Raw genomic sequence first — 23,354 nt, forward strand, 5'->3', positions numbered from 1 at the left:
GCGGGCCGGTCGGGGGTGCCCCCTTCGTCGCCGCCGGGCCGGTCGGAGGTGCCCCGGCCCACCCGTGCCGGGCCGGCCCCCGTGCCGGTGCCGGGCCGGTCGGTGGGTTCCGGACGGCATTGCGGTGGGATAGGTTCCGGCGCGTGGTTCCCCCTCAGTGGTCACGCGCGTCCGTCGTCCCCGCCCTCGTCGTCCTGACGATCGCCCTGGCCGGCTGCGCGATGGTCGACCGGGACGGCGGCTCCACAGCGGAGGGCGGCCGGGGGACGCCGTCCCCGGTGGCGACCGCCAACCGGGTCAGCCTGGTGCAGAAGCTCGGTGACGATGGTCCACTGCGGACGCTGACCATCGAACCGGACGGCCGGTGGGAGTGCGACGACTGCGCCGGAGACGGGGTCACCTCGACCGGTTTCCTGGACGTCGAGCAGGTGCAGCGGCTGCACGGGCTGCTCGCCGACCCGCGACTGGCCCAGGAGACCGACCAGGCGCGGCGGTACCGGGCGAGCTGCATCGACGCGCTGACGTCCAGCCTGGTCACCTCGACCGGGCTGATCACCTCGCAGGACTGCCCGGGTGAGGAGCGGCCGGCGGTGGCCGGGGAGATCCTGCTCCTGCTCACCCAGGCCACCCCGGCCGAACCCACCCGCTGAGCCGCCCCGCGTCCGCCGGTCCGCGCCGTCACCCCGCGTCCGCCGTCCGGCCCGCGCGGCGGTGGGCCGGCGGGCGGGGTCAGAGCACCTTGCCCGGGTTGAGCAGGCCGGTCGGGTCGAGCGCCGCCTTGATCGCCTGATGCACCCGCATGCCGACCGGGCCGACCTCCCGGGCCAGCCAGTCCCGCTTGAGCAGCCCGACGCCGTGTTCGCCGGTGCAGGTGCCGCCCAGCTCCAGGCCGAGCCGGATGATCTCGTCGAAGGCCCGCCGGCCCCGCGCCAGGCTCGCCGGGTCGGCCCGGTCCACCACGATGTTCGGGTGCAGGTTGCCGTCCCCGGCGTGGCCGACCACACCGATCGGCACCGCGCACTCGGCGGCGATCCGGTCCACCCCGTCCAGCAGCGTGGCGAGCGCGCCCCGGGGCACCGCCACGTCGTCGATGATCAGGCCACCGTTGCCGTCCGGGTAGGTGTCGGCGGCGAACCTCTCCATCGCCGGGTGGGCCAGCCGACGGGCCTGGAGCAGCGCCGCCGCCTCCACCGCGTCGGTGGCCGTGTAGACCTCCCCGGCACCGGCCGCCGTGCAGACCTCGGCGATCCGGGCCAGGTCGGCCGCCGCCCGGGGGCCGGTGTCGACGGCGGCGAGCAGCAGCGCACGGGCATCGGTCCGCAACCCCATCGGCCGGTACGTCTCGATCGCCCGCAGGTGCGTCCGGTCGAGCAGCTCCAGCAGGCTCGGGGTGAGCCCCCGGGCGGCGATCCCGGCCACCGCCGTCCCCGCCCCGGCGGTCGAGTCGAAGACCGCCACCATGGTCAGCGACTCCTCGGGCGTCGGCCGGAGCGCCACGGTGACCTCGGTGATCACGCCGAGGGTGCCCTCCGCGCCGACGAAGAGCCGGGTGAGGTCGTACCCGGCGACCCCCTTGGCGGTACGCCGACCGGTGCGCAGCACCTCGCCGGAGGCGAGCACCACCTCCAGCCCCAGCACGTACTCGGCGGTCACCCCGTACTTGACGCAGCACATGCCGCCGGCGTTGGTGGAGACGTTGCCGCCGATGGTGGAGGACTCCCAGGAGCCCGGGTCCGGCGGGTAGTACAGCCCGTGCCCGCGGACCGCCCCGGCCAGCGTGGCGTTCACCACGCCCGGCTGCACCACGGCGATCCGGGCCACCGGGTCGATCTCCCGGATCGTGGTCATCGCGACGGTGCTCAGCACGACCGCGCCGTCCACCGCGTTCGCCGCGCCGGCCAGGCCGGTCCGCGCCCCCTGCGGCACCACCGGTACGCCGTGCCGGGCCGCCGCCCGCACCACCGCCGCCACCTGTGCGGTGTCCCGGGGACGGACGACCACCAGCGGGGTGCCGGCGGCGCAGAGGTCCGCCTCGTCGCGGCGGTGCAGCCGGAGCAGGTCCGGGTCGGTGAGGACGGCCTCGTCGCCGAGGGCCGCCCGTAGGTCGTCGAGGAGGGGGGAGCCAACCATGCGGCCGAGGCTAACCGGCGGCTAGATTGGCCGCCATGCTCTACCTGGACCGGCCCGCCTGGCCGTGGCGCGGTCGGCTCTGGTCGCACCTGATCAGCGATGTCTCCCCGGCCGAGCTGCACGCCTTCGCCGAGATGCTCGGGGCGCCCCGGCGGGGTTTCGACCGGGACCACTACGACATCCCCGCCGACCGGTTCGCGGTGGCGGTGTGGCTCGGCGCCCGGGTGGTGCCCAGCCGGGAGATCGTCCGCCTGCTGTACGCCGCCGGCCTGCGCCGCCCGAAACACCTCGCCGGCTCCGGGGACCTCATCCGCCCCTGACGCCGGCCCGGGACGCGGGGCGGGCGGTCGGCGGGCAGCCTCGCCCTCGGCGCAGGGTCGCCAGCTCGCGGCGCAGGTTCGCGCGGGCGGGCGCCTCCCACCGGTCGGCCAACGGGGGCAGCCGGAAGAGGGCGGGCAACGCGAGCAGCCCGTCGAGGACCTTCGCCCGGCCGGCGCGGAAGTCCGGCTCGGGCACGTGGGAGTACTCGGCGCGGATCGCGGCGGTGTACCCGTCGTAGATCTCGGGGGGTGTGGCCAGGATCGCCAGGTCGGCGTCGCAGAGCAGGGCACCGTCGCGGTCCCCGGGGGTGACCGCGTGCCCCGCGGTGAGCAGCACCAGCCGACGGACCTCGGCCACCGTGGCGGCCGGCACCCCGAGGCCGGTGAGCAGGACGCCGGCCAGCTCGGCGCTGGCCCGTTCGTTGGCGTCCCCGGCGGCGCGCGGGTCGTACACGGCATCGTGCGTCCAGGCGGCGAGCGCGACCCGTTCCGGCCGGTCGGCGAGGTCGGCGTGCCGGTCCACCAGATCCAGCACCGCCCGCAGGTGGTGGGTGGTGTGGTAACGCCGGTGCGGCTCTGCCCAGCGGGCCAGCAGCGCGGCACCGGCGGCGGCCAGCGGCCGGTCGTCGGCGGCCCCGGCGGCCCCGGCGGCCCGTGCCGCCACCCGCCAACGGTCGATCAGCTCGGTCACCGGGACGATTCTGCCGCACCCGGGCGGGATGAACTGGCCCGGCGCGGGTAGTCCCCGCCATGGCCGTGGCCCGGGACCGACGACCGTCGCTGCGGCGTCGCGTCGGGCTGGGCGACGACCGGGACGACGTCGACTCCGCGCGGATCGCCGAGGCGATGGACTATCTGCGTCACCGGGGCCGGGCGACCCTGCACGACCGGTTGCACCAGGTCCGGATGGCGCTGGGCCTGGCCGTGCAGGCGGGGCTCGCCGCCGCCCTGGCCTGGATCGTGTCGCACCACCTGCTGGGCAATCCGCAGCCGGTCTTCGCGCCGATCTCGGCGGTGGGCACCCTGGCCGCCTCGGTGGGCCAGCGGCTGCGGCGGACCGTGGAGCTGATCGTCGGGGTGGCGGTCGGGGTGTTCCTCGGCGACGTCCTGATCTACTTCCTGGGCACCGGTGGTTGGCAACTCGGGCTGGTGGTGACCGCGGCCATCCTGCTCACCACCTTCTTCGGGGCGAGCGTGGCGGTGGTGATCCAGGCCGCCGCCACCGCCGTGCTGATCGTCACCCTGAGCCCGTCCACCGACGATCTGGAGCTGCCCCGGTTCGTCGACGCGTTCGTCGGCGGCGGCATCGCCCTGCTGGTCACGGCGATCCTGTTGCCGCTGAACCCGCTCCGGGTGATCAACCGGGCGGCCCGGCCCGCGTTGGACCTGCTCGCCGGCCAGCTCGACGCCTGCGCCCAGGCGCTGCGCGAGCGGGACCGGGCCGCCGCCCAGCGGGCGTTGGACCGGCTCCGGGAGAACAAGGAGGAACTGGCCACCCTGGCCGAGGCGATCGAGGGGGCGAAGGAGACCAGCACGCTCTCCCCGGCCCGGTGGCACCGGCGCAGCGAACTGACCCACTACGCCGAGGCGGCCGAGCCGATCGACCGGGCGATGCGCAACAGCGGCACCCTGATCCGGCGGTCGGTCACCATGATCGAGGACGGGGAGGCGGTGCCGGAGCCGATGCCGGACGCGGTGGCCCACCTGGCCGAGGCGGTTCGTCTGCTGCGGCACGAGTTCGCCGCCGGGGAGGAGCCGGAGCAGGCCCGGGAACGGTCCCTGCGCGCGGTCAGCGAGGCGGGTCGGGCGTACGACCAGGGGGTCGGGTTCTCCGGCAGCGTGGTGGTCGCACAGGTGCGGACCACCGCAAGCGACCTGCTGGTGGCGTCCGGCATCGACCAGGAGGAGGCCAACCGGCTGATCCGGCAGGCCTTCGGCGGCCAGGGTGCGCCGGACCGGGGACCGGCCGCGCCGGACTCCGCTGCGAAGACCCCGAGCGCCCCGCCGCTCGGCTGACGCTCCGCTGGCCCGGTGCGGTCCGGCCTGTTCCGGTCGGGTCGCCGACCGGCGGGGAGCCCTGCAGGTGGGAGAGCCCGGCCGAACGGGCCGGCGATGACTACGCTGATCCGCATGGCCGACACCCCGCCGCCCGCGCCCGCCGTACCCTCGCCGGAGGCCGCCGCGCCCGGGATGCCGCTGCGCCGCGTCGGCTGGCGGCGGGTCCTGGCGCTGGCCGGGGTGGTGCTGCTGATCGCGGCCTGCGCGGTCTACATGCTCTACACGCTCGGCTCCAACCTGGGCCTGGACGCGCTGCTGGTCGGGGTGACCGCGGCGATCCTGCCGGTGCCGGTCCTGGTGGCCTGCTTCCTCTGGCTCGACCGGTACGAGCCGGAGCCGCTGAAATACCTGATCTTCTGTTTCGCCTGGGGCGCGTTCGTCTCGACCGCCGCCTCGCTGACCGTCAACAACAGCTTCGCCGCCCTGTTCAAGGAGTGGGGGGTGTCGTCGTCGCTGACCGGGGTGCTGGTGGCCCCGTTCATCGAGGAGCTGACCAAGGCGCTCGGCCCGATCCTGCTGCTGATCTTCCGTCGCCGGGAGTGGTCCGGGATCACCGACGGCCTGGTCTACTGCGGGCTCTCCGCGGTCGGGTTCGCCATGGTGGAGAACATCCTCTACCTGGGCGGTCTCGGGTACGCCTCGGGTGTCGACCAGTGGGGGCCGGCGACCGGCGTCCGCAACGTGATCGTCATCTTCATCTCGCGGATCCTGTTCTTCGGCTTCGCCCACCCGCTGTTCACCTCGATGACCGGGGTGGGGCTGGGCATCGCCGCGCGGACCGCCGACCGGCGGGTCCGGGTGTTCGCCCCGATCGCCGGCCTGCTGCTGGCGATGATGCTGCACGGCACCTGGAACCTGATCCCGACGCTGGTGCAGGCCACCGGCCAGGCGGTGATCTTCTTCTACGGCATGGTCGCGGTGATGGTGCCGATCTTCTTCGGCATGGTCGGCTTCGCGGTCTGGCTGCGGGCCTGGGAGGGGCGGCTCACCGAGCGGACCCTGCCCGACTACGTGCGGGCGGGCTGGTTGAGCCCGCCCGAGGTGGCCGCCCTGGGCAGCCTGGGCCGTCGGCACGCCGCCCGGACCTGGGCGCGGCGGGTCGGTGGGGAAGCCGGGTTACGGGCGATGCGCGGTTACCAGTTCGCCGCGACCCGGTTGGCGTTGCTGCGCGACGGGATGCGGCGTGGCCTGGACCGTAAGCCCGCCGAGCGGGACCGCACGCTGCGGGAGGAGCGGCAGTTGCTGGAGACGATCGCGGCCTACCGGTCGTTCTTCGTCGGCCGGGATCCGCAGACGCCGGTGGGGGTCTGGGACGGGCAGCGCTACCACCTGCGGTTCCCGGACGGCACGCAGCGTGTGGTCGAGGCCCCGGACTCCCCGGTGGTGCCGATCCCGGTGGTGCTGGCCCCACCGCCTCCGCCGGCCCCGGCCGGCTACGGCCCGCCCGGGTGGTACGGCCACCGTCCCGCCGCCCCGTGGTCGCCCGGCCCGCATTACTGACCGCCGCCTCGTGGTCGCCCGGCCCGCATTACTGACCGCCGCCTCGTGGTCGCCCGGCCGGCACCGACCGGCGGGCGGCGCGGCGTACCCGGTGGTGGTGCGCGCCGCCCGGGTGCCCGCCGGGGTCAGCTCATCAGGCTGGTGAGGAAGTCGCCGAGGCCCTGGGCCATCGCCATCAGGGCGGCCCCGATCCCCTTGAACAGCTGCGCCGCCCCGTCCGGGCGGAACGCCATGAAGTAGATCAGGAAGGCGACGCTGCCCCAGAGCAGCACCTTCTTCACGAGAATCGGCATCGTCCCTCCCCAGGGCGTCCGGACGCCCCTGGCTTCCCGCCGGGAAGCAGGGCAAACCGGAAAGCCGGGGACGGGGACGGGCCGCCGGCCGGACGCGGTGGAGCCCGGCGTCCTACAGGTAGAGGCCGGTGTTACCGGTGGGCTCGTGCTCCACCCGCTCGGCGGCGACGGCGTGCACGTCCCGCTCGCGCAGCAGGACGTACCCCCGGCCGTGCAGTTCGACCTCGGAGCGGTCGTCGGGGTCGAAGAGCACCCGGTCGCCGGCCACGACGGCGCGGACGTGCGGTCCCACCCCCACGGCGGTGGCCCAGGCCAGCCGTTTGCCGACGGCGGCGGTGGCGGGGATGACGATGCCTGCGGTGGAGCGGCGTTCGCCCTCGCTGCCGTCCACCTTCACCAGCACCCGGTCGTGCAGCAGGCGGATCGGCAGGCCGGTGTCGAGGTTCGGGTCGACGGTCACGCCACGACGCTACCGTGTGGCCCGGGGGCGGCTACCCGGTGGTTGAGCCGATGCGGCTCGGGGCAATGTGTGGCGGAACTGCCCTACGGTGGCGGGCACATGGACGTACCCTGTCCGGACCGTCGTCGTGGGCGGCCCGGTGTCGTTTTCAGGAGGTGCGCTTGAGCCGCTTCGAGCGGGTACGCGGCCGGCTCCGCCGCGCGTACGAGTCCGGACGGGAGTCGGTCCGGGCGGGGCGTGCCGATCCGGCCGACGCCCCGGAGGGGGTCGGGGTGGCCACGCCGGCGTCGCCCGGCCCGGCGGCGGCGCCGTCGGCGACGGTGGTCGGGGCCGAGCCGCCGGCGGCCATGCACAACTCCACCTCCAGCCGGGACGACGCGGACGTGCCGCACGCGCTGCGGATCGCCGCCGCCTGGTCGTGGCGGCTGATCGTGATCGGCGTGGTCACCTGGGCGCTGCTCAGGATCGTCGGGACGATCAGCATCGTGATCATCCCGCTGGCGGTGGCGCTGCTGCTCTCCGCGCTGCTCGCCCCGGCGGTGGGTTGGCTGCTGCGGGTGCGGTTCCCCCGGTCGCTGGCGACGGGCGTGGTGATGGTCGGCGGCCTGGTCGCGGTCTTCGGCACGCTGACCCTGGTGGTCAACGAGTTCATCCAGGGTGTGCCGGAGCTGAGCGCGAAGTCGTCGCAGGGCGTGCGGCAGATCCAGGACTGGCTGAAGACCGGCCCGTTGCACCTGTCCGACAGCCAGCTCAACCGCTACATCGAAGAGGCGCAGGGCTGGATCAACGGCAACACCGAGAAGTTCACCAGCGGGGCGCTCGCCACCGCCGCCACCCTGGCCGAGGTGCTGACCGGCGCGGTCCTGGTGCTCTTCGCCACCTTCTTCTTCCTGCGCGACGGCAACCGGATCTGGCGTTTCCTGGTCCGCCTGCTGCCGGTCGCCGCCCGGTGGAAGGTCGACGACGCCGGCCGGGCGTCCTGGGCGACGCTCGGCGCCTACGTCCGGGCGACCGTGCTGGTGGCGTTCATCGACGCGGTGGGGATCGGCATCTTCCTGGTCGTCTTCGACATCCCGTTCGCCTTTCCGCTGGCCGCGCTGGTCTTCCTCGGCGCGTTCATCCCGATCGTCGGCGCGTTCCTCTCCGGGGTGGTGGCGGTGCTGGTGGCGCTGGTCGACAGCGGCCCGGTGACCGCCCTGATCATCCTCGGCGTGGTGATCGGGGTGCAGCAGGTCGAGGGGCACCTGCTGCAACCGTTGATCATGGGTCGGGCGGTGGCCATCCACCCGCTGGCGGTGATCATCGGGATCGCGGCCGGCGTGGTGCTCGCCGGCATCACCGGCGCGCTGGTCGCGGTGCCGCTGATCGCGGTGCTCAACACCGCCGTCCGCCGGCTGTCGGCCCGCAGCGTGCCGGACACCCCACCGGACGCCGTGGTGGTCGCCTCCCAGGCGCCCTGACCACGGCGGAAGGACCGGCCCGTCCGGTCACCCCACGACCCGCGGAAGCCGCCCGTTCCCCCTCGGGGGCGGGCGGCTTCCGGGTAGGTCACGCCTTGGCCAGGCGCTCCAACGCGCCCTGGGCCACCTCGGGGCGGGTGGTGTACCAGAACGGGGGCAGCGAACGGCGCAGGAACGGCCCGTAGCCGCGCGCCGTCTCCAGCCGCGAGTCGAGCACCGCCACCACCCCCCGGTCGCCGGTGGCCCGGATCAGCCGGCCCACCCCCTGGGCCAGCCGGACCGCCGCGATCGGCACGCTGACCGCCGAGAAGCCGGAGCCGCCGCCCGCGTCCACCGCCGCCGCGCGGGCCGCCGCCAGCGGCTCGTCGGGGCGCGGGAAGGGCAACCTGTCGATCACCACGAGCTGGCACGAGTCGCCGGGCACGTCCACCCCCTGCCAGAGCGACATCACCCCGAACAGGCAGCTCGACCGCTCCTCCCGGAACCGGCGGACCAGCAACGGCAACGCCTCCTCGCCCTGTAGCAGCACCGGCAGGTCGGTTTGCGCCCGGAGCAGCTCCGCGGCCTGCTGCGCTGCCCGCCGGGAGGAGAACAGCCCGAGGGTACGGCCACCGAGCGCGCCGACCAGCCGCAGCAACTCCGCACCGGCAGCCTCGGGTAGCCCGGAGACGCTGGGCCGGGGCAGGTGCGCGGCGACGTACAGGATGCCCTGGCGGGCGTAGTCGAAGGGTGAGCCGACGTCCAGCGACGTCCAGCCCGGCCCCGAGGTGGCCGGCACCATGCCGGTGGCGGGTCGGCTGCCCGGGGCGGCGGCCACCCCGCCGGTGCCCGGGTCGCCGGCGGCGGTCCCGGCCGCCGTCCCGCCGCCGAGCACACCGGTGGACCGGCCGGCGGCGGCGGTGGCCAGCGCGGCGGCGGCCGGGGACGGCGGGGCGGGCGGCGGCGCCTCCAGCCCGAGCGCCCGCGCCACCGTGTCGAACCGGCCGCCCAGCGCCAGCGTCGCCGAGGTGGCGACCACCGTGCGCTCGTCGTACAGGTGGGCGGCGAGGGTGCCGGCGACCGACAGCGGCGCGACCACCAGCGCCCGCCGGCTGCCGTTGTCCGGCTTCTCCACCCAGGCCACGTCGTGGTCGGCCTCCTCCAGCAGCCGCTGCGCGGTGGTCGACAGCTCGTCGAGCACCGACTTGGCCTGCTGCTTGCGGACCGGGTCCGGGTCGTCGGCCTTGACGTCGCCGATCGCGTCGAGGGCGGCCCGGGTGGCCGCGTCGAGCAGGGTGCAGGCCTCCCGCAACGGGCCGGGCAGGCCGCCGGTGAGCCGGCCGGACGGGGCCTCGGCCAGCCCGACGGCGAGCGCGTCGCCGGCCTCGGTGAGCCGGTCGGCGACGTCCGGCCGCAGCAACGGCCGGGCGCGGCGGGCGGACCGGTCGATCAGCTCCGGCACCAGCTCGGCCTGGGCCGCCGAGGAGACCCGGTCGGCCAGCTCGTGCGCCTCGTCGACGATCAGCAGCTTGTGCGGCGGGACGATGTGCCGACCGGCCAGCATGTCCACCGCGAGCAGGCTGTGGTTGGTGACCACGATGTCGGCCTCCCGGGCGCGGGCGCGGGAGGCCTCGGCGAAGCACTCCTGACCGAACGGGCAGCGGGACGCTCCCACGCACTCCCGGGCGGGCATCGAGGCCAGCCGCCACGCCTGGTCGTCGACGCCCGGGTCCAGCTCGTCCCGGTCGCCGGTGTCGGTCTTCTCGGCCCAGTCGCGCAGCCGCTGGATCTGCTTGCCCATCCGACCGGCCTCACCGAGCCACTTCGTCCCGCCCCCGGGCCGGGCGGCGGGGGCGTCGAAGAGGGTGTCCTCCGGTTCGTCCTCGGTGGAGTTGTCCAACCGGGCCAGGCAGAGGTAGTGGTGCCGGCCCTTGAGCACGGCGAAGGTGGGGCGGCGGCCGAGCAGCGGCTCGACCGCGTCGGCGAGCCGGGGCAGGTCGTGCTCGACCAGCTGGGACTGCAACGCCAGGGTGGCGGTGGAGACCACCACCGGGCCGTCCACGGTCAACGCCGGGGCCAGGTAGGCCAGCGACTTGCCGGTGCCGGTGCCGGCCTGCACCAACAGGTGCTCCCGGGCGGCCACGCTGCGCTCGATCGCCTCGGTCATCTGCTGCTGGCCCGGCCGGGCCGCGCCGCCGGGCACCGCGCCGACCGCCGCCGCGAGCAGTTCGGTGCCGCTCGGCCGGCCGCCACGCCGCCGTCCGGAGCGGGCCGAGGGGGTGCTGGGGCCGGCGGCGGTACGGGACGCAGTCACCGTGCGACGGTACCCGTCGCCGCCGACACGCCGCCCGCCGCTGCCCCCGCGTGGCGCGGTCACCGTGCGGATTGTCGTCACTGCTGACCGGTCACCTCCCTACGGCGACGGATGGGCGGAATCGGCTAGGGTGCGACTCATGCCGAGCGACACGGTCCGCGTGATCTACCGCAAGTACGACGGCAGCGCCCACCGTGACTACCCGGCCCGCCTGCTGACCGAGGACGACCTCGGGGTGTGGCTCGGGGTGACCGCCGGTACCGCGTCGGTCTACCACGGCCGACCCTCGGTGGAGCAGATCCCCTTCGTCCTGCTGGTGCCGCATCAGGCCTGGTGGACGGGCATGTTCAACCCGCCGCCGAGGACCAGCGAGGTCTACTGCGACATCACCACCCCGGCCCGCTGGGAGGGCGACGACACGGTCCACCTGATCGATCTCGACCTGGACGTGGTGCGTCGCCGGGCCACCGGCCTGGTGGAGTTGCGCGACGAGGACGAGTTCGCCGAGCACCGGGTGCGGTTCGGCTACCCGGACGAGGCGGTGGCGCAGGCCCGGGCGGCGGCGACCCGGCTGCTCACCGCCCTCGGCGACGGCACCGAACCGTTCGCCTCGGCGTACCGCACGTGGCTGGCCCTGGTGGTCTGACCCGACGGCCCGGGTGCGGCGGCGGGATCGGTCGGGGTCGGGGTCACCAGCGTGGCGGCCAGGTGGCGGCCGGGTCGAGGTCGGGCAGCCGGTGCAGCTTGTCCGGGTTGAGCTGGTTGAACAGGCCGCTGATCCGGCCGTCGTGCACGGCGAAGCCGGTGACCATCCGTAGCGGGCGGCCGTCGGGCGTGACCGTCTCCAGGTGCAGCCCGAGCACCCCGTCCACCAGCACCGGCTCGGCCCGGAGCCGCTGGCCGTAGCGGCCGGCCCGGGTGAAGAGGCCGAGCAGGAACCGGGCCACCGGGTCGGCCCCGACGACCGGTCGGCGGGCCGCCGGAAAGTGCCCCCCGCCGTCGCCGATCAGCACCACGTCCGGGGCGAGTACCCGCACCAGCGTGTCCAGGTCGCCCGACTCGGTCGCGGCGGCGAAGGCGGCGAGCACCTCGCGCTGCTCGGCCGGGCCGGCGGTGTGCCGGGGCGCGTCGGTGGCGGTGACCGCCCGACGGGCCCGGGAGGCGAGCTGGCGGGCCGCCTCGGGGGTGCTCGCCAGCACCTCGGCGACCCGGGCGAACGGCACCGCGAAGACGTCGTGCAGGACGAAGGCGACCCGCTGCTCGGGGGTGAGCCGTTCCAGGACGACCAGCAGCGCGGTGCCGAGCCGGTCGCGCCGGACCGCCCGGTCGGCCGGGTCGGGGGCGAAGCCGTCCGGCTCCGGCCCGCCGGCGCGCCACGGCGTGACCACCGGCTCCGGCAGCCACTGACCCGGGTACGTCTCCCGGCGGACCCGGGCCGAGCGCAGCACGTCGAGGCAGATCCGGGCGCAGGTGGTGGTGAGCCAGCCGCCCAGGTGCCGGATCTCGGCGCGGCTGCGCGGATCGGCGAGCGCCCCGGAGTACCGCAGCCAGGTCTCCTGGACGGCGTCCTCCGCCTCGCTGCGGCTGCCCAGCATCCGGTGGGCCAGCGCGGTCAACCGCCCGCGTTCGGCCTCGAACTCCGCCACCAGGTCCACCGTCACCACGATCCCTCCCGTTCGGCCGGTCCCCGACGGAACCGGATCCTCCCCGCCCACCGGACGGCGGGGCGCCCCGAAACGTGACATCCGAGCCGCGTCCCGTCCACCCCCCGGAGCCCGGGAGGCGGGGAGGGCGGGGGTGGGCGAGGATCGGGGAATGCGTGCAGACGAGGAGACGGAGATCGTCGTACCCGCTGGTGGGCCGGTACGGCGGTGGTTGCGGGTGGCGTCGGACGGTGGGCCGGTCGATCTCGGCGCGGTGGATCCCCGGTCCACCCCGGGCCTTCCGGCGGCGGGTGAGGGGAAGGAGCGCAAGCTCTGGGCGCGGCGGCAGGTCGAGCTGATCGGTGCCGGGCTGGCCCGGCAGCAGGAGATGCTCTTCGCCACCGCGGCGGCCGGGGCGCACGCGGCCCAGGCCTCGACCCCGACCAGGGGCGGTGCCGGGCTGGGCCGGGGTCGGCCGGGTCGGCTGCTGCTGGTGCTCCAGGCGATGGACTGCGGGGGCAAGGACGGCACGGTCAAGCGGGTGGCCGGGGCGATGAACCCGCTCGGCCTGCACATCCGGTCGTTCGGCCCGCCGACCCGGCAGGAGCTGCGGCACGATTTCCTGTGGCGGATCCGCCGGGCGTTGCCGCCACCCGGCTACGTCGGCGTCTTCAACCGCTCGCACTACGAGGACGTGCTGGTGGCCCGGGTCGACGCACTGGTGCCGGAGCGGACCTGGCGGTCCCGGTACGACCAGATCAACGCCTTCGAGCGGGAGCTGGTCGACGGGGGCGTGACAGTGGTGAAGGTGATGCTGCACATCTCCCCGCAGGAGCAGGCGCGGCGGTTGGCGCAGCGGCTGACCGACCCGACGAAGCACTGGAAGTACCAGCCGAGCGATCTCGACTCCCGGGCGCGGTGGGACGACTACCAGGCGGCGTACGCGGAGGCGCTGGGGCGGTGCGACACGGACGCCGCGCCCTGGTTCGTGGTGCCGGCGGACCGTAAGTGGTACCGGGACTGGGCGGTGGCGCACCTGCTGCGGGAGACGTTCGAGGGTCTTGATCTGGGGTATCCGGCTGCCGGTTTCGACGTGGAACGGGAGCTGCGGCGGTTGGCGAGTGGCGGCGGGGACGGCTGAGGTGAACGGCAGGTGAACGAGTGGTGAATCGGGTCTGACCGGGGGTAGGCCGGCGACGACCCGCCCCGGTGGGGTACCTAGCATGCTTCAGCGGACGCCCCCTGGGGCGGCGGCCACCCTTCTACCGACACGACGAGGTCCGTGCTGTGAAGTTTTCCTTCCGTCCCACCGAGGGCGCTTTCTACGAGCTCTTCACCAGGGCCGCGCAGAACCTGGTGAAGGGCACCGAGCTGCTCAACGAGCTGGCCCTGCCCGGCGTCGACGTGCAGTCGGTCAGCGAACGGCTGACCGAGGTCGAGCACGACAGCGACCAGATCACCCACGATCTCTACAAGAAGATCAACTCCACCTTCATCACGCCGTTCGACCGGGAGGACATCTACCGGTTGGGTTCGCTGCTCGACGACGTGATGGACCACCTGGAGGCGGTCGGCAACCTGCTCTACCTGTACGGCCTCACCAAGCTCCCGTCGCTGCCGCGCGAACTGCACGAGCTGGTCAACGTGCTCGACCTCCAGGCCAAGCTGACCGCCGAGGCGATGCCCCGGCTCAAGTCGATGAAGGACCTGGAGGACTACTGGATCGAGTGCAACCGGCTGGAGAACGACGGCGACCAGGCGTACCGGATGCTGCTGGTCCGGCTCTTCTCGGGCGAGTACGACGCGCTGACGGTGCTGAAGATGAAGGAGGTCGCCGACGAGCTGGAGGCCGCCTGCGACGCCTTCGAGCACGTGGCGAACACGGTCGAGACCATCGCGGTCAAGGAGTCCTGATCCTGTGAGTCCCGAACTCATCGCCGTGTTGGCGGTGATCGCGGTGGCCCTGGCGTTCGACTACACCAACGGCTTCCACGACGCCGCCAACGCGATCGCGACAAGCGTCTCCACCCGCGCCCTGACACCCCGGTTCGCCCTCGGGCTCGCCGCGGTGGGCAACTTCGTCGGCGCGCACTTCGGTGCCGGCGTGGCCAAGACCGTCGGCGACGGCCTGGTCACCCTCCCCACCGGCGTGGGCAGTCTCGGGGTGGTCTTCGCCGGGGTGCTCGGCGCGATCGCCTGGAACCTGATCACCTGGTACTTCGGCCTGCCGTCGTCGTCCTCGCACGCGCTGTTCGGCGGGCTGGTCGGGGCGACCCTGCTCTCCACCGGCGGTGTCGTGCAGTGGGTGACCATCGGCGAGAAGGTCATCCTGCCGATGGTGCTCTCGCCGATCATCGGCCTCACCCTCGGTTACCTGCTGATGCTGGCCATCCTCTGGACGTTCCGCAAGGGGCAGCCGGGCAAGCTCAACCGGGGCTTCCGCTGGGCGCAGACCGCCTCGGCGGCGGCCATGTCGGTCGGCCACGGCATGCAGGACGCCGCCAAGACCATGGGCATCGTGGTGCTGGCCCTCTACACCGGTGGCTTCCAGGACGACAAGACGCACATCCCGGGGTGGGTCTTCTGGACCTCGGCGACCATGCTGGCGCTCGGCACGTACGCCGGTGGTTGGCGGATCATCCGGACCCTCGGCCGCAAGATCATCGATCTGGGTCCGCCGGAGGGCTTCGCCGCCGAGACGGTAGCCAGTGCGGTGCTCTACTTCAACGCGCTGGTGCTGAAGGCCCCGATCTCCACCACCCACACGATCACCTCGGCGATCATGGGGGTGGGTGCCACCAAGCGGCTCTCCGCGGTCCGCTGGAACGTGGCCGGCAACATCGTGCTGGCCTGGATCATCACCTTCCCGGCCGCCGCGCTGATCGCCTGCCTGACCTACCTGGTGGTCCGCCCGCTGTTCTGAGCCGTGCCGGGAAGGGCACTCGGCACCGCCCCGCGCGGTCGCGCCGGTGCCCTTCCCGACAGCTCAGGAGTAGTCGACGCCGATCTGCGCCCGGATGTCGTCCAACAGCGCCATCACCTCCAGCGTGACCGCGTGCGGCACCAGGGGGCTCTCGGTCAGCCCGGCCGCCAGGCAGCGCTGCACCTCGGCGGCTTCGTACTGGTACCCGCCGCCGGCCGGGTCGTCGGTGAGCGTCTCGGGCTCGGCCCCGGCCCGGTGCAGCACCGCCGACCCGGGGCGGAAGAACGGCTCGGGCAGCTCGATCCGGCCGGTGCTGCCGGTGATCGCGGCGGTCAGCGGGGTCGCCCCGACCATCCCGCAGCCGAGCGTGGCGACCGCCCCCGAGTCGTACCCGAGGACGATGCCGGTGTTCTCGTCCACCCCCTCCGGGCTGAGCCTGGCCCAGGCCCGCACGTGCTGCGGGACGCCGAGCAGCAGGTGGGCCAGGCTGACCGGGTAGACGCCCAGGTCGAGCAGCGCGCCGCCGCCGAGCGCCGGATTGCGCATCCGGTGCTCAGGCGGGAACGGCCCGGCCACCCCGAAGTCGGCCCGGACGCCGGTCACCTCGCCGATCGCGCCCGCCCGGACCAGCTCGACCAGGCGCAGGATCAGCGGGTTGGTCCGCATCCACATGGCCTCCATCAGGAAGACCCCCCGGGACCGGGCCAGCTCGACCAGCTCGGTGCTGGTGGCCAGGTCGAGGGTGAACGGCTTCTCCAGCAGCACCGCCCGGCCGGCCTCCAGGCAGACCCGGGCGGCCTCGTGGTGGGCGGCGTGCGGGGTCGCCACGTAGATCGCGTCCAGCTCGTCGTCGGCCGCCAGCTCCGCCCACGAGCCGTGGGCGCGGGTGGCCCCGTAGCGGGCGGCGAACCGTTCGGCGCTCTCCGCCGTCCGCGAGCCGACCGCGACCAGCTCGGCCCCCGGCACCAGGCGTAGATCCTCGGCGAACCGGCCGGCGATGTGGCCGGTGGACAAAATCCCCCAACGTGTCATGCGTTCACGCTAACCCGCTGGCCCCGGCCTCCGGCGCGGTGGCCGGTCGGTCGGACGGGCCGTCCGACGGGACTAGGCTCGGCGCATGACGATCGACAGTCCCGGCTTCCCCGCCCCGCCGGCCCTGGTCGAGCACGCCCGTCGGTTCCTCGCCGAGGGCGGCGTCCCGGCGACCCCCCGGGTCGCGGCCACCGTGCTGCTGCTCCGCCCGGCCGGCACCGACTTCGAGGTGTACGTCATCCGCCGGGTCGCCGCGATGGCCTTCGGCGGGATGTACGCCTTCCCCGGTGGGGGCGTCGACCCGTCGGACTCGCAGGCGCACCTGGACTGGGCCGGTCCCGACCCGACGGCCTGGGCGGACCGGCTGGGAGTCGCGCCGCGGGACGCCCAGGCGGTGGTGTGCGCCGCCGCGCGGGAGGTCTTCGAGGAGGCCGGGGTGCTGCTGGCCGGTCCGGGCGACGACGCGGTGGTGGGGGACGTCAGCGGCGACGACTGGGAGGTCGCCCGGCAGGAGCTGGAGGCGCACCGGCGGGGCTTCGCCGGGCTGCTCGCCGGGCGGAAGCTCACCCTCCGGTCCGACCTGCTGCTGCCGTGGAGCCGGTGGATCACCCCGGACTTCGAGCCGCGGCGCTTCGACACGTACTTCTTCGTGGCCCTGCTGCCCGAGGGGCAGCGGACCCGGGACGTCTCCGGCGAGGCCGACCACACCCTGTGGATCCGCCCGGCGGACGCCCTGGCCCGGTCACGGGCCGGTGAGCTGACCATGCTCCCGCCGACACTGGTCACGCTGGCCGAGGTGGCCGCCGCCGGTGACCTGGCCGGGGTGGCCCGCGCCGCGGCGGGCCGGGACGCCAGCACGCCGGTGATACCCCGCCTGCACCTCCCCGAGGACGGCACCCCCCACTTCACCCTCACCTGACAGCACCCGCCCACCCGGCGGGATCCTGGGCGGGCGGTGGCCGGTGGGGCGGGGCAGGGGTCAGCCGAAGCGGCCGGTGATGTAGTCCTCGGTCTTCTTCTGCCCCGGGTTGCTGAAGATCTTCTGGGTGTTGTCGTACTCGATGAGCCGGCCGGGGTCGCCGGTCTTCTCGATCGAGAAGAAGGCGGTGCGGTCGGAGACCCGGGCCGCCTGCTGCATGTTGTGGGTGACGATGATGATGGTGAACTTGTCCTTGAGCTGGAACATCAGGTCCTCGATGGCCAGCGTCGAGATCGGGTCCAGCGCCGAGCAGGGCTCGTCCATCAGCACCACCTGCGGCTCGACGGCGATGGTCCGGGCGATGCACAGCCGCTGCTGCTGACCGCCGGACAGGCCCGCGCCGGGCTTGCCGAGACGGTCCTTGACCTCGTCCCACAGGTTCGCCGAGCGGAGCGCCTTCTCGGCCGCCTCGTCCAGGATGGACTTCCTGCGGACCCCGTTGAGCCGCAGCCCGGCCACCACGTTCTCGAAGATGCTCATGGTGGGGAACGGGTTGGGGCGCTGGAACACCATGCCGATCATGCGGCGGACGGCGGTCACGTCGACGTCCCGGTGGTAGACGTCCTGGCCGTCGATGGTCAGGCTGCCCTCGACCCGGGCCCCGGGCAGCACCTCGTGCATCCGGTTGATCGACCGCAGGAAGGTCGACTTGCCGCAGCCGGACGGGCCGATCAGGGCGGTGACCGTCTTCGGCTCGACCGTCAGGTTGATGTTCTCGATCGCCTTGAAACCGCCGTAGTAGGCGGTCACGTCGGTGGCGTCGATGCGCTTGGCCATGGTGGTACCTCCGGGGTTCATCGGCCGAGCCGGTTACGGCGGGCCAGCAGCTTCGCGGCGACGGTCAGGACGAGCACGAGGACGACCAGGGTCAGCGCCGCGGTCCAGGCCCGTGCCGGGGAGTACTTCGACGCCTCGCCGGCCTGCTGGTAGACGAAGAGGGCCAGCGACGACTGGTTGTTCTCGAACGGGTTGAAGTTGATCGCCGCGCCGCCGCCGGCGACGAGCAGCACCGGGGCGGTCTCCCCGGCGGCCCGCGCGATGGAGAGCATGATGCCGGTGACGATGCCGGGCAGCGCGGTGGGCAGCACCACCCGCAGGATGGTCTTCCACTTCGGCACGCCGAGCGCGTACGCCCCCTCGCGCAGCGGCGCGGGGACCAGCCGCAGCATCTCCTCGGTGGAGCGGACCACCGTCGGCAGCATCAGCACGGCCAACGCCAGCGCGGCGGCGAAACCGGAGAAGCCGGGGCGGCCGTCGTTGAACCACGGCGACACGATCAGCACCCAGAAGGCCAGCACGAACAGGCCGGTGACGATGGACGGGATGCCGGTCATCACGTCGACGAAGAACCGGATGGTGAAGGCGAACCGGCCCCGGCCGTACTCGACGATGTAGATCGCGCAGAGCACGCCGAGCGGGACGGTGATCGCGGTGGCGATGCCGACCTGCTCCAGGGTGCCGATGATGGCGTGGTAAGCACCGCCGTTGGCGTCCCGCGCCCCGATGTTGTTCATCGAGCTGCCGAAGAAGTCGCCGTCGAGCCGGGCGGTGCCCTTGCTGACCAGGGTCCAGACCACCGAGGCCAGCGGCAGCACGGCCAGCACCAGGGCGGAGTGGATCAGGGCGCTCCAGACCCGGTTGCGGGCCGACCTGCGGCCCTCCACCGCGTTCGCGGCGGCGAACAGACCGGCCAGGTAGAGCAGGGCGCCGAGCACCACGACCAGGACCGGGCCGCCGAGGTCGAGGCCGTAGACGAGGCCGACGGCGACCAGCAGGGCGAGCACCGCGAGGGCGGGGGCGGCGTACCCGGGCAGCCGCTTGGCGCGCAGGCTCTCCGGCTGGGCCGGCGGGCGGGAACGGTGGGAGGTGAGCGTGGTGGTCATGCGGCCGACTCCGTGAACTCGCGGCGGCGGTAGATGATCGCCCGCGCGGTGATGTTGACGATCAGCGTGATCGCGAAGAGCACCAGGCCGGAGGCGATGAGCGCGCCCCGGCCGGTCTCGTTGGCCTCCGCGAACCGGTTGGCGATGTTCGCCGCGATGCTGTTGCCGCCGTTGGCCAGGATGTTGAACGAGATGGCGTACGTCGAGCCGAGGGTCAGCGCGAGCGCGATGGTCTCGCCGAGCGCCCGGCCGAGGCCGAGCATGACGGCGGCGATGATGCCCGGCCGGCCGTACGGCAGGACCGCCGTGCGCAGCATCTCCCAGCGGGTGGCCCCCAGGGCGAGGGCGGCCTCCTCGTTGGCGGTCGGGGTCTGGAGGAACACCTCGCGGGAGAGCGAGGTGATGATCGGCAGCACCATGATCGCCAGGACGAGCGAGCCGAGCAGGATCGAGTTGCCGTACGGGCCGTCGCCGAAGATCGGGATCCAGCCGAAGTACCTGTTCAGCCAGGCGGACAGGTCGGCGACCGGCCCGACCAGGTAGTCCCGGCCCCACAGGCCGAACACCACGCTCGGCACGGCGGCCAGCAGGTCGATCACGAAGCCCAGCCCGGTGCCGAGCCGGCGCGGCGCGTAGTGGGACAGGTAGAGGGCGATGCCCAGCGCCACCGGCACCGCGATCAGCAGCGCCAGCAGGGCGGTGAGCACGGTGCCGAAGGCGAGCGCGCCGATGCCGAACGTGGGTGGGTCGTCGTTGGGGAACCAGCCCTCGAAGGTCCAGAAGTTCGCGCTGTTGGCCCGCAGCGCCGGGACGGCCTTGGCGATCAGGAAGACCGCGATGGCCGCGATGACGACCAGCACGGTGACGCCGGCCGCCAGGGTCACGCCGCGGAAGGCCCGTTCCGCGCCGAACGCCTGCGCCCGGGGCAGTCCGCCGCCTCCGCCCAGACCGTGGTCCTCGTCGGGGGTACGGGTGCTGACTGGTGCCTCGGCAACACGCGCCGAGGCACCGGCGGACCGCTCGTGACCCTGGGTCACGGGTTGCCCGCCGGTGCCGGCGTGTGCCGAGCGGGGAGGGGTTTCACCCATCTGCTCGCTCGCTTCGACTTGAGGGGTTGTCGCTCGGACGGGTCAGCCGAGGTTCTTGACCGCGGCCTCGACCTTGGTCCGGACCGAGTCGGGCAGCGGGGCGTAGCCCAGCTCCACCAGCTCGGCCTGGCCCTCGGCGCTGGCGGCGTGGCCCAGCAGGCCCTTGACCAGCGGCAGCTTGTCGGCGGCGAGGCCCTTGCTGCACACGATCTCGTAGGTCACCAGGACGATCGGGTAGGCCCCGGCCTCCTTGGTGGCGTAGTCGATCGACATCTTGAGGTCGTCGCCCTGGCCCTCGATCTTGGCCCCGGCGATGGTCTTGCCGGCCGACTCGGCGGTCAGCTCGGTGTACTCGCCGGCGCCGTTCTGCACCTTGGCCTTCTTGAGGCCGGAGTTCTCGGCGTACGACCACTCGACGTAGCTGATCGTGCCGTCGGTGCTCTTGACCTTGGCGGCCACCCCGTCGGACTTGGGGGCGCCGAGCCCGCCCGGGGCCTTCCACGCCTTGTTGTTGCCGAAGGTCCAGTCCGTCGCGGCGGTCTTGGACAGGTACTTGGTGAAGTTGTCGGTGGTGCCCGACTCGTCGGAGCGGTGCACCGTCTGGATCGTGGTGGCCGGCAGCGTGGCGTCCGGGTTGTCGGCCTTGATGGCCGGGTCGTTCCACTTGCTGACCTTGCCGGCGAAGATCTGCGCCAGGGTGGCCGGCTTGAGCTGGAGGTTGTCCAGGCCGCTGACGTTGTAGACCACCGCGACCGGGCCGATCACCATCGGCAGGTTGAGCGCCGCGCCGCCGGTGCACTTGGCGTCGGCCTGCGGCTGCTCCTCCGGCTTGAGGGCGGAGTCGGAGCCGGCGAAGTCGGCGGTGCCGGCGATGAACGCCTGGATGCCCGCGCCGGATCCGGAGGACTCGTAGTTGATCGTGGTGCCGGCGCACTTCTGCTGGTAGGCCTTGATCCACTCAGCCATGGCGTTCTTCTGCGCGGAGGAGCCCTGCGCGTTCAGGGTGCCCTTGCCGCAGTCCGCCGCGCTGGCCGAACCGGAGGCGGAGGTGCCGGCCGGCTCGTTGTTGTCCGAGCCGCAGGCGCTGAGGCCGAGGACCGCGGTAAGAGCGAGGCAGGCAATGGCGCCGTGCCGCTGGAGCTTCACCTGAGGGGTTTCCCTTCACGTCTTTGCTCAGGTCGCCCGGATGGGGCCCGAGTGCCGGCGCTGACCGGCTGACTCGAAAGCTAGAAGTGCCAGGTAGACGGTTTGCCGGTCGGAAGTGAACGGAGCATGAACAGCCCCGGCCGGGCAGGTGACCGCTGCCTGAGGAAGGGTTGTCCGTTAGGTGAACTGCCGTCCCAGTATCCGCATTAATGCGATATATCCGGGCAGTCGTTATCTCGGCGTGGCCCCGCCGTTACCACGCGGAGACCGCGCTGCTCCCGGCCCCGGCCGGTCGCCGGCCGGGGCGGCGTGGCCGGGGAGCGTCAGCCCAGGTGGTAGTTGACGTGCCCGCACCAGCGGGCGAAGCCGAGCCGTTCGTAGAGCGACACGGCGGCGGTGTTCGACTCGTCCACGTAGAGCATCACCCGGTCCAGCCCGCGCCGGTCCCGCAGGTAGGCCAGCCCGGCGGTGGTGAGCGCCCGGCCGAGGCCGCCGCCGTGCGCGGCCGGATCCACCCCCACCACGTAGACCTCGCCGATCCGGGCCGCGCCGGGCCGCTCGTGCACCTTGGTCCAGTGGAAGCCGAGCAGCCGACCGTCGGACGGGTCGACGGCGAGCAGGAAGCCGGCCGGGTCGAACCACGGCTCGGCCAGTCGGGTCCGCAGGTCGTCCATGGTCCACCGGCCCTGCTCGGGGTGCTCGGCGAAGGCGCGGGCGTTGAGCGCGAGCCAGTCGGCGTCGTCCTCGCCGGGGCGGAAGGAACGCAGTGTCACCCCGGTGGGCAGGCGGGGGGCCGGCACCGGCTCGGCCAGCGGCCGGCGGAACTGCCAGAGCACCCGGGCCCGGGTGAGGCCGAGGTCGACCGCGAGCGCCGCGGCGGACGGGTGGTCCCCGTGCGCCCAGGCCCGCACCGGGCCGGTGGCCGCCGCGAGCACACCCTGGGCCAGCGCCCGCCCGGTGCCCCGCCGTCGGAAGCCGGGGCGGACCACCAGCTCCACCCCCACCCCCGAGGCCGGGTCGGTGGTGTCCAGGTGGGCGTACCCGGTCAGGGTGCCGTCGGCGGCGTGGGCGGTCAGGTGCGCGGCGGGGGCCTGCGGGTCACGCAACCGCAGCAGGGTGTGCTCGTCGAACGGGTCGGCGCCGTCGGTGTCGCCCGCCAGCCGGGCCATGGCCAGCACCTCGGCGACCTCGGCCGGGGTGAGTCGGTCGGTACGGTCCACCTGGTCGGTCGTCGGCTCGGCGCTGCTCATCCCGCCACCGTAGTCGGCTCCGGCTCAGCTGGCCCCGTCGACCGGTAGCGCCGCCAGCCGGAACCGGCTGGTCAGGTCGGGCAGGATCCGGCGGAGGGCGTCCACCGTGCCCTGCCGGTCGCCACCGGCGTCGTGCATGAGCACGATCGCGCCGGGCCCGGTCTCCCCGGTGACCGTGGCGGTGATCTTGGCGGCTCCGGGGAGCTGCCAGTCGTTGGGGTCGACGGTCCAGTGCAGCGGGGTCATCCCCAGCCCCTCGGCGACCGACACCACCGGGTACGTCCAGGCTCCGCCGGGCTGCCGGAAGTAGCTGATCCGGGCGTCCGGCACGGCGGCGTGGATGGCCTCGTTGGTGCGGATCAGGTCGGCCCGGATCAGGGCGGGGGAGCGCTTGCCGAGCAGCACGTCGTGGTGCCACGAGTGGTTGCAGAGGGTGTGCCCGTCGGCCACGATCGCCCGGACCAGGTCCGGGTGGTCCTGGGCGTTCTCGCCGACCACGCAGAACGTCGCCTTGACACCGTACTCGCGGAGCGCGTCGAGCACCTGCGGTGTGTACGTCGGGTCCGGCCCGTCGTCGAAGGTCAGCGCGACCTCGCCGGAGCCGGTGCTGGCGTGGCTGCCGAACGGCCCGTCGCCGCCGCCGGCCTGTTGCGGGACGTCCGGGTCGGGGCCGGCGCCGTCCGGGTCAGCCGGTGGGGCGACCGGATCGGCGGGTTGATCGGCGTAATGGACGCCGTTGACCTGTGCCGACGTGCCGGTGGGTGGCCGGGAGTGGTCGGGGAGCATGCTGCGGCCGAGCGCGTACGCGGACCCGAGCAGGGCGGCCAGCACCAGGGTGACGACGCCGACGGTCCCGATGGTCCCGCCGGTCGACCGGGCGCGCATCAGTGCCGCCA

Annotated in this window: 22 protein-coding genes and 1 pseudogene; 10 read left to right on the top strand and 13 right to left on the bottom strand. The window is 73.7% G+C overall.

Annotated elements, in window-relative coordinates; genetic code table 11:
• Positions 1–143 precede the first annotated feature (143 nt).
• On the top strand, positions 144–650 hold the full coding sequence (locus GA0070623_RS21020) for a hypothetical protein (RefSeq protein ID WP_067305258.1): 507 nt from the start codon (positions 144–146) through the stop codon (positions 648–650).
• Positions 651–729: 79 nt separating this feature from the next.
• On the opposite strand, the gene GA0070623_RS21025 is transcribed toward GA0070623_RS21020, so the two are convergent.
• Positions 730–2,130: an FAD-binding oxidoreductase gene (locus tag GA0070623_RS21025; RefSeq protein ID WP_067305254.1), complete on the bottom strand. Its 1,401-nt coding sequence runs from the start codon at positions 2,128–2,130 to the stop codon at positions 730–732.
• Between the two features lie 35 nt (positions 2,131–2,165).
• Here GA0070623_RS21025 and GA0070623_RS21030 point away from each other — a divergent pair, with 35 nt between their 5' ends.
• Entirely contained in the window at positions 2,166–2,450 is a 285-nt protein-coding gene (locus tag GA0070623_RS21030; protein ID WP_067305251.1) for a DUF4031 domain-containing protein, read from the top strand.
• Here the strand turns inward: GA0070623_RS21030 and GA0070623_RS21035 are convergent.
• Complete coding sequence (locus GA0070623_RS21035) at positions 2,437–3,141, bottom strand: HD domain-containing protein (protein ID WP_231932506.1); 705 nt, start codon at positions 3,139–3,141, stop codon at positions 2,437–2,439. The two genes, GA0070623_RS21030 and GA0070623_RS21035, sit on opposite strands and share 14 nt — an antisense overlap.
• A gap of 65 nt (positions 3,142–3,206) precedes the next feature.
• Between GA0070623_RS21035 and GA0070623_RS21040 the strand changes: the two genes are divergently transcribed.
• Positions 3,207–4,466 (top strand): FUSC family protein, encoded by a 1,260-nt coding sequence (locus tag GA0070623_RS21040; RefSeq protein ID WP_407938007.1) that lies wholly within the window; start codon positions 3,207–3,209, stop codon positions 4,464–4,466.
• A gap of 77 nt (positions 4,467–4,543) precedes the next feature.
• A pseudogene (locus GA0070623_RS21045) lies at positions 4,544–6,008 on the top strand (PrsW family intramembrane metalloprotease); the annotation flags it as partial.
• Between the two features lie 125 nt (positions 6,009–6,133).
• Here the strand turns inward: GA0070623_RS21045 and GA0070623_RS30435 are convergent.
• Entirely contained in the window at positions 6,134–6,301 is a 168-nt protein-coding gene (locus GA0070623_RS30435) for a hypothetical protein (RefSeq protein WP_172898438.1), read from the bottom strand.
• A 112-nt stretch (positions 6,302–6,413) separates the two neighbouring features.
• Positions 6,414–6,761 (bottom strand): GroES family chaperonin, encoded by a 348-nt coding sequence (locus GA0070623_RS21050; protein WP_067305245.1) that lies wholly within the window; start codon positions 6,759–6,761, stop codon positions 6,414–6,416.
• Positions 6,762–6,922: 161 nt separating this feature from the next.
• Between GA0070623_RS21050 and GA0070623_RS21055 the strand changes: the two genes are divergently transcribed.
• Positions 6,923–8,221 (top strand): AI-2E family transporter, encoded by a 1,299-nt coding sequence (locus GA0070623_RS21055; protein WP_084261184.1) that lies wholly within the window; start codon positions 6,923–6,925, stop codon positions 8,219–8,221.
• An 88-nt stretch (positions 8,222–8,309) separates the two neighbouring features.
• On the opposite strand, the gene GA0070623_RS21060 is transcribed toward GA0070623_RS21055, so the two are convergent.
• On the bottom strand, positions 8,310–10,586 hold the full coding sequence (locus GA0070623_RS21060) for an ATP-dependent DNA helicase (RefSeq protein ID WP_407938008.1): 2,277 nt from the start codon (positions 10,584–10,586) through the stop codon (positions 8,310–8,312).
• A 67-nt stretch (positions 10,587–10,653) separates the two neighbouring features.
• Here GA0070623_RS21060 and GA0070623_RS21065 point away from each other — a divergent pair, with 67 nt between their 5' ends.
• The gene (locus GA0070623_RS21065) at positions 10,654–11,160 is read left to right on the top strand and encodes a DUF402 domain-containing protein (protein WP_067311393.1); all 507 of its coding nucleotides are present in this window, start codon (positions 10,654–10,656) and stop codon (positions 11,158–11,160) included.
• A gap of 43 nt (positions 11,161–11,203) precedes the next feature.
• On the opposite strand, the gene sigJ is transcribed toward GA0070623_RS21065, so the two are convergent.
• Positions 11,204–12,109: an RNA polymerase sigma factor SigJ gene (gene sigJ, locus GA0070623_RS21070; RefSeq protein ID WP_231932853.1), complete on the bottom strand. Its 906-nt coding sequence runs from the start codon at positions 12,107–12,109 to the stop codon at positions 11,204–11,206.
• Between the two features lie 220 nt (positions 12,110–12,329).
• Here sigJ and GA0070623_RS21075 point away from each other — a divergent pair, with 220 nt between their 5' ends.
• The 3 genes from GA0070623_RS21075 (at position 12,330) to GA0070623_RS21085 (ending at position 15,080) form a co-directional block, all read left to right on the top strand.
• Positions 12,330–13,298, top strand: coding sequence for a PPK2 family polyphosphate kinase (locus tag GA0070623_RS21075; RefSeq protein WP_067311396.1), 969 nt, complete (start codon positions 12,330–12,332; stop codon positions 13,296–13,298).
• A 146-nt stretch (positions 13,299–13,444) separates the two neighbouring features.
• On the top strand, positions 13,445–14,071 hold the full coding sequence (locus tag GA0070623_RS21080; protein ID WP_067311399.1) for a DUF47 domain-containing protein: 627 nt from the start codon (positions 13,445–13,447) through the stop codon (positions 14,069–14,071).
• A gap of 4 nt (positions 14,072–14,075) precedes the next feature.
• Complete coding sequence (locus GA0070623_RS21085) at positions 14,076–15,080, top strand: inorganic phosphate transporter (protein WP_067311401.1); 1,005 nt, start codon at positions 14,076–14,078, stop codon at positions 15,078–15,080.
• Positions 15,081–15,143: 63 nt separating this feature from the next.
• On the opposite strand, the gene GA0070623_RS21090 is transcribed toward GA0070623_RS21085, so the two are convergent.
• Entirely contained in the window at positions 15,144–16,112 is a 969-nt protein-coding gene (locus GA0070623_RS21090) for a Gfo/Idh/MocA family protein (RefSeq protein WP_067311406.1), read from the bottom strand.
• An 85-nt stretch (positions 16,113–16,197) separates the two neighbouring features.
• Here GA0070623_RS21090 and GA0070623_RS21095 point away from each other — a divergent pair, with 85 nt between their 5' ends.
• On the top strand, positions 16,198–17,031 hold the full coding sequence (locus GA0070623_RS21095) for an NUDIX hydrolase (RefSeq protein WP_067311410.1): 834 nt from the start codon (positions 16,198–16,200) through the stop codon (positions 17,029–17,031).
• 60 nt (positions 17,032–17,091) lie between these two features.
• Here GA0070623_RS21095 and pstB read toward each other — a convergent pair whose 3' ends face one another.
• The 6 genes from pstB to GA0070623_RS21125 form a co-directional block, all read right to left on the bottom strand.
• On the bottom strand, positions 17,092–17,868 hold the full coding sequence (pstB, locus tag GA0070623_RS21100; RefSeq protein ID WP_067311413.1) for a phosphate ABC transporter ATP-binding protein PstB: 777 nt from the start codon (positions 17,866–17,868) through the stop codon (positions 17,092–17,094).
• 17 nt (positions 17,869–17,885) lie between these two features.
• Positions 17,886–18,974, bottom strand: a complete 1,089-nt coding sequence (gene pstA, locus GA0070623_RS21105) for a phosphate ABC transporter permease PstA (RefSeq protein WP_067311416.1) — start codon at positions 18,972–18,974, stop codon at positions 17,886–17,888.
• Positions 18,971–20,062, bottom strand: coding sequence for a phosphate ABC transporter permease subunit PstC (gene pstC / locus GA0070623_RS21110; RefSeq protein WP_067311419.1), 1,092 nt, complete (start codon positions 20,060–20,062; stop codon positions 18,971–18,973). The genes pstA and pstC overlap by 4 nt, the downstream gene beginning before the upstream one ends.
• Before the next feature lie 42 nt (positions 20,063–20,104).
• The gene (gene pstS / locus GA0070623_RS21115) at positions 20,105–21,208 is read right to left on the bottom strand and encodes a phosphate ABC transporter substrate-binding protein PstS (RefSeq protein WP_067311421.1); all 1,104 of its coding nucleotides are present in this window, start codon (positions 21,206–21,208) and stop codon (positions 20,105–20,107) included.
• Between the two features lie 323 nt (positions 21,209–21,531).
• Complete coding sequence (gene mshD / locus GA0070623_RS21120) at positions 21,532–22,458, bottom strand: mycothiol synthase (RefSeq protein ID WP_067311424.1); 927 nt, start codon at positions 22,456–22,458, stop codon at positions 21,532–21,534.
• 24 nt (positions 22,459–22,482) lie between these two features.
• Positions 22,483–23,343, bottom strand: a complete 861-nt coding sequence (locus tag GA0070623_RS21125; RefSeq protein ID WP_067311427.1) for a polysaccharide deacetylase family protein — start codon at positions 23,341–23,343, stop codon at positions 22,483–22,485.
• Positions 23,344–23,354: the final 11 nt, after the last annotated feature.

This window comes from Micromonospora rifamycinica (assembly GCF_900090265.1).
Taxonomy (GTDB): Bacteria; Actinomycetota; Actinomycetes; order Mycobacteriales; family Micromonosporaceae; genus Micromonospora; species Micromonospora rifamycinica.

Bases quoted from the DNA above. Each gene is read 5' to 3' on its own strand.
- GA0070623_RS21025 (WP_067305254.1), bottom strand. From the start codon at position 2,130: ATGGTTGGCTCCCCCCTCCTCGACGACCTACGGGCGGCCCTCGGCGAC.
- GA0070623_RS21030 (WP_067305251.1), top strand. From the start codon at position 2,166: ATGCTCTACCTGGACCGGCCCGCCTGGCCGTGGCGCGGTCGGCTCTGG.
- GA0070623_RS30435 (WP_172898438.1), bottom strand. From the start codon at position 6,301: ATGCCGATTCTCGTGAAGAAGGTGCTGCTCTGGGGCAGCGTCGCCTTC.
- GA0070623_RS21065 (WP_067311393.1), top strand. From the start codon at position 10,654: ATGCCGAGCGACACGGTCCGCGTGATCTACCGCAAGTACGACGGCAGC.
- sigJ (WP_231932853.1), bottom strand. From the start codon at position 12,109: ATGCTGGGCAGCCGCAGCGAGGCGGAGGACGCCGTCCAGGAGACCTGG.
- GA0070623_RS21075 (WP_067311396.1), top strand. From the start codon at position 12,330: ATGCGTGCAGACGAGGAGACGGAGATCGTCGTACCCGCTGGTGGGCCG.
- GA0070623_RS21090 (WP_067311406.1), bottom strand. From the start codon at position 16,112: ATGACACGTTGGGGGATTTTGTCCACCGGCCACATCGCCGGCCGGTTC.
- GA0070623_RS21095 (WP_067311410.1), top strand. From the start codon at position 16,198: ATGACGATCGACAGTCCCGGCTTCCCCGCCCCGCCGGCCCTGGTCGAG.
- pstB (WP_067311413.1), bottom strand. From the start codon at position 17,868: ATGGCCAAGCGCATCGACGCCACCGACGTGACCGCCTACTACGGCGGT.
- pstA (WP_067311416.1), bottom strand. From the start codon at position 18,974: ATGACCACCACGCTCACCTCCCACCGTTCCCGCCCGCCGGCCCAGCCG.
- pstC (WP_067311419.1), bottom strand. From the start codon at position 20,062: ATGGGTGAAACCCCTCCCCGCTCGGCACACGCCGGCACCGGCGGGCAA.
- mshD (WP_067311424.1), bottom strand. From the start codon at position 22,458: ATGAGCAGCGCCGAGCCGACGACCGACCAGGTGGACCGTACCGACCGA.
- GA0070623_RS21125 (WP_067311427.1), bottom strand. From the start codon at position 23,343: ATGCGCGCCCGGTCGACCGGCGGGACCATCGGGACCGTCGGCGTCGTC.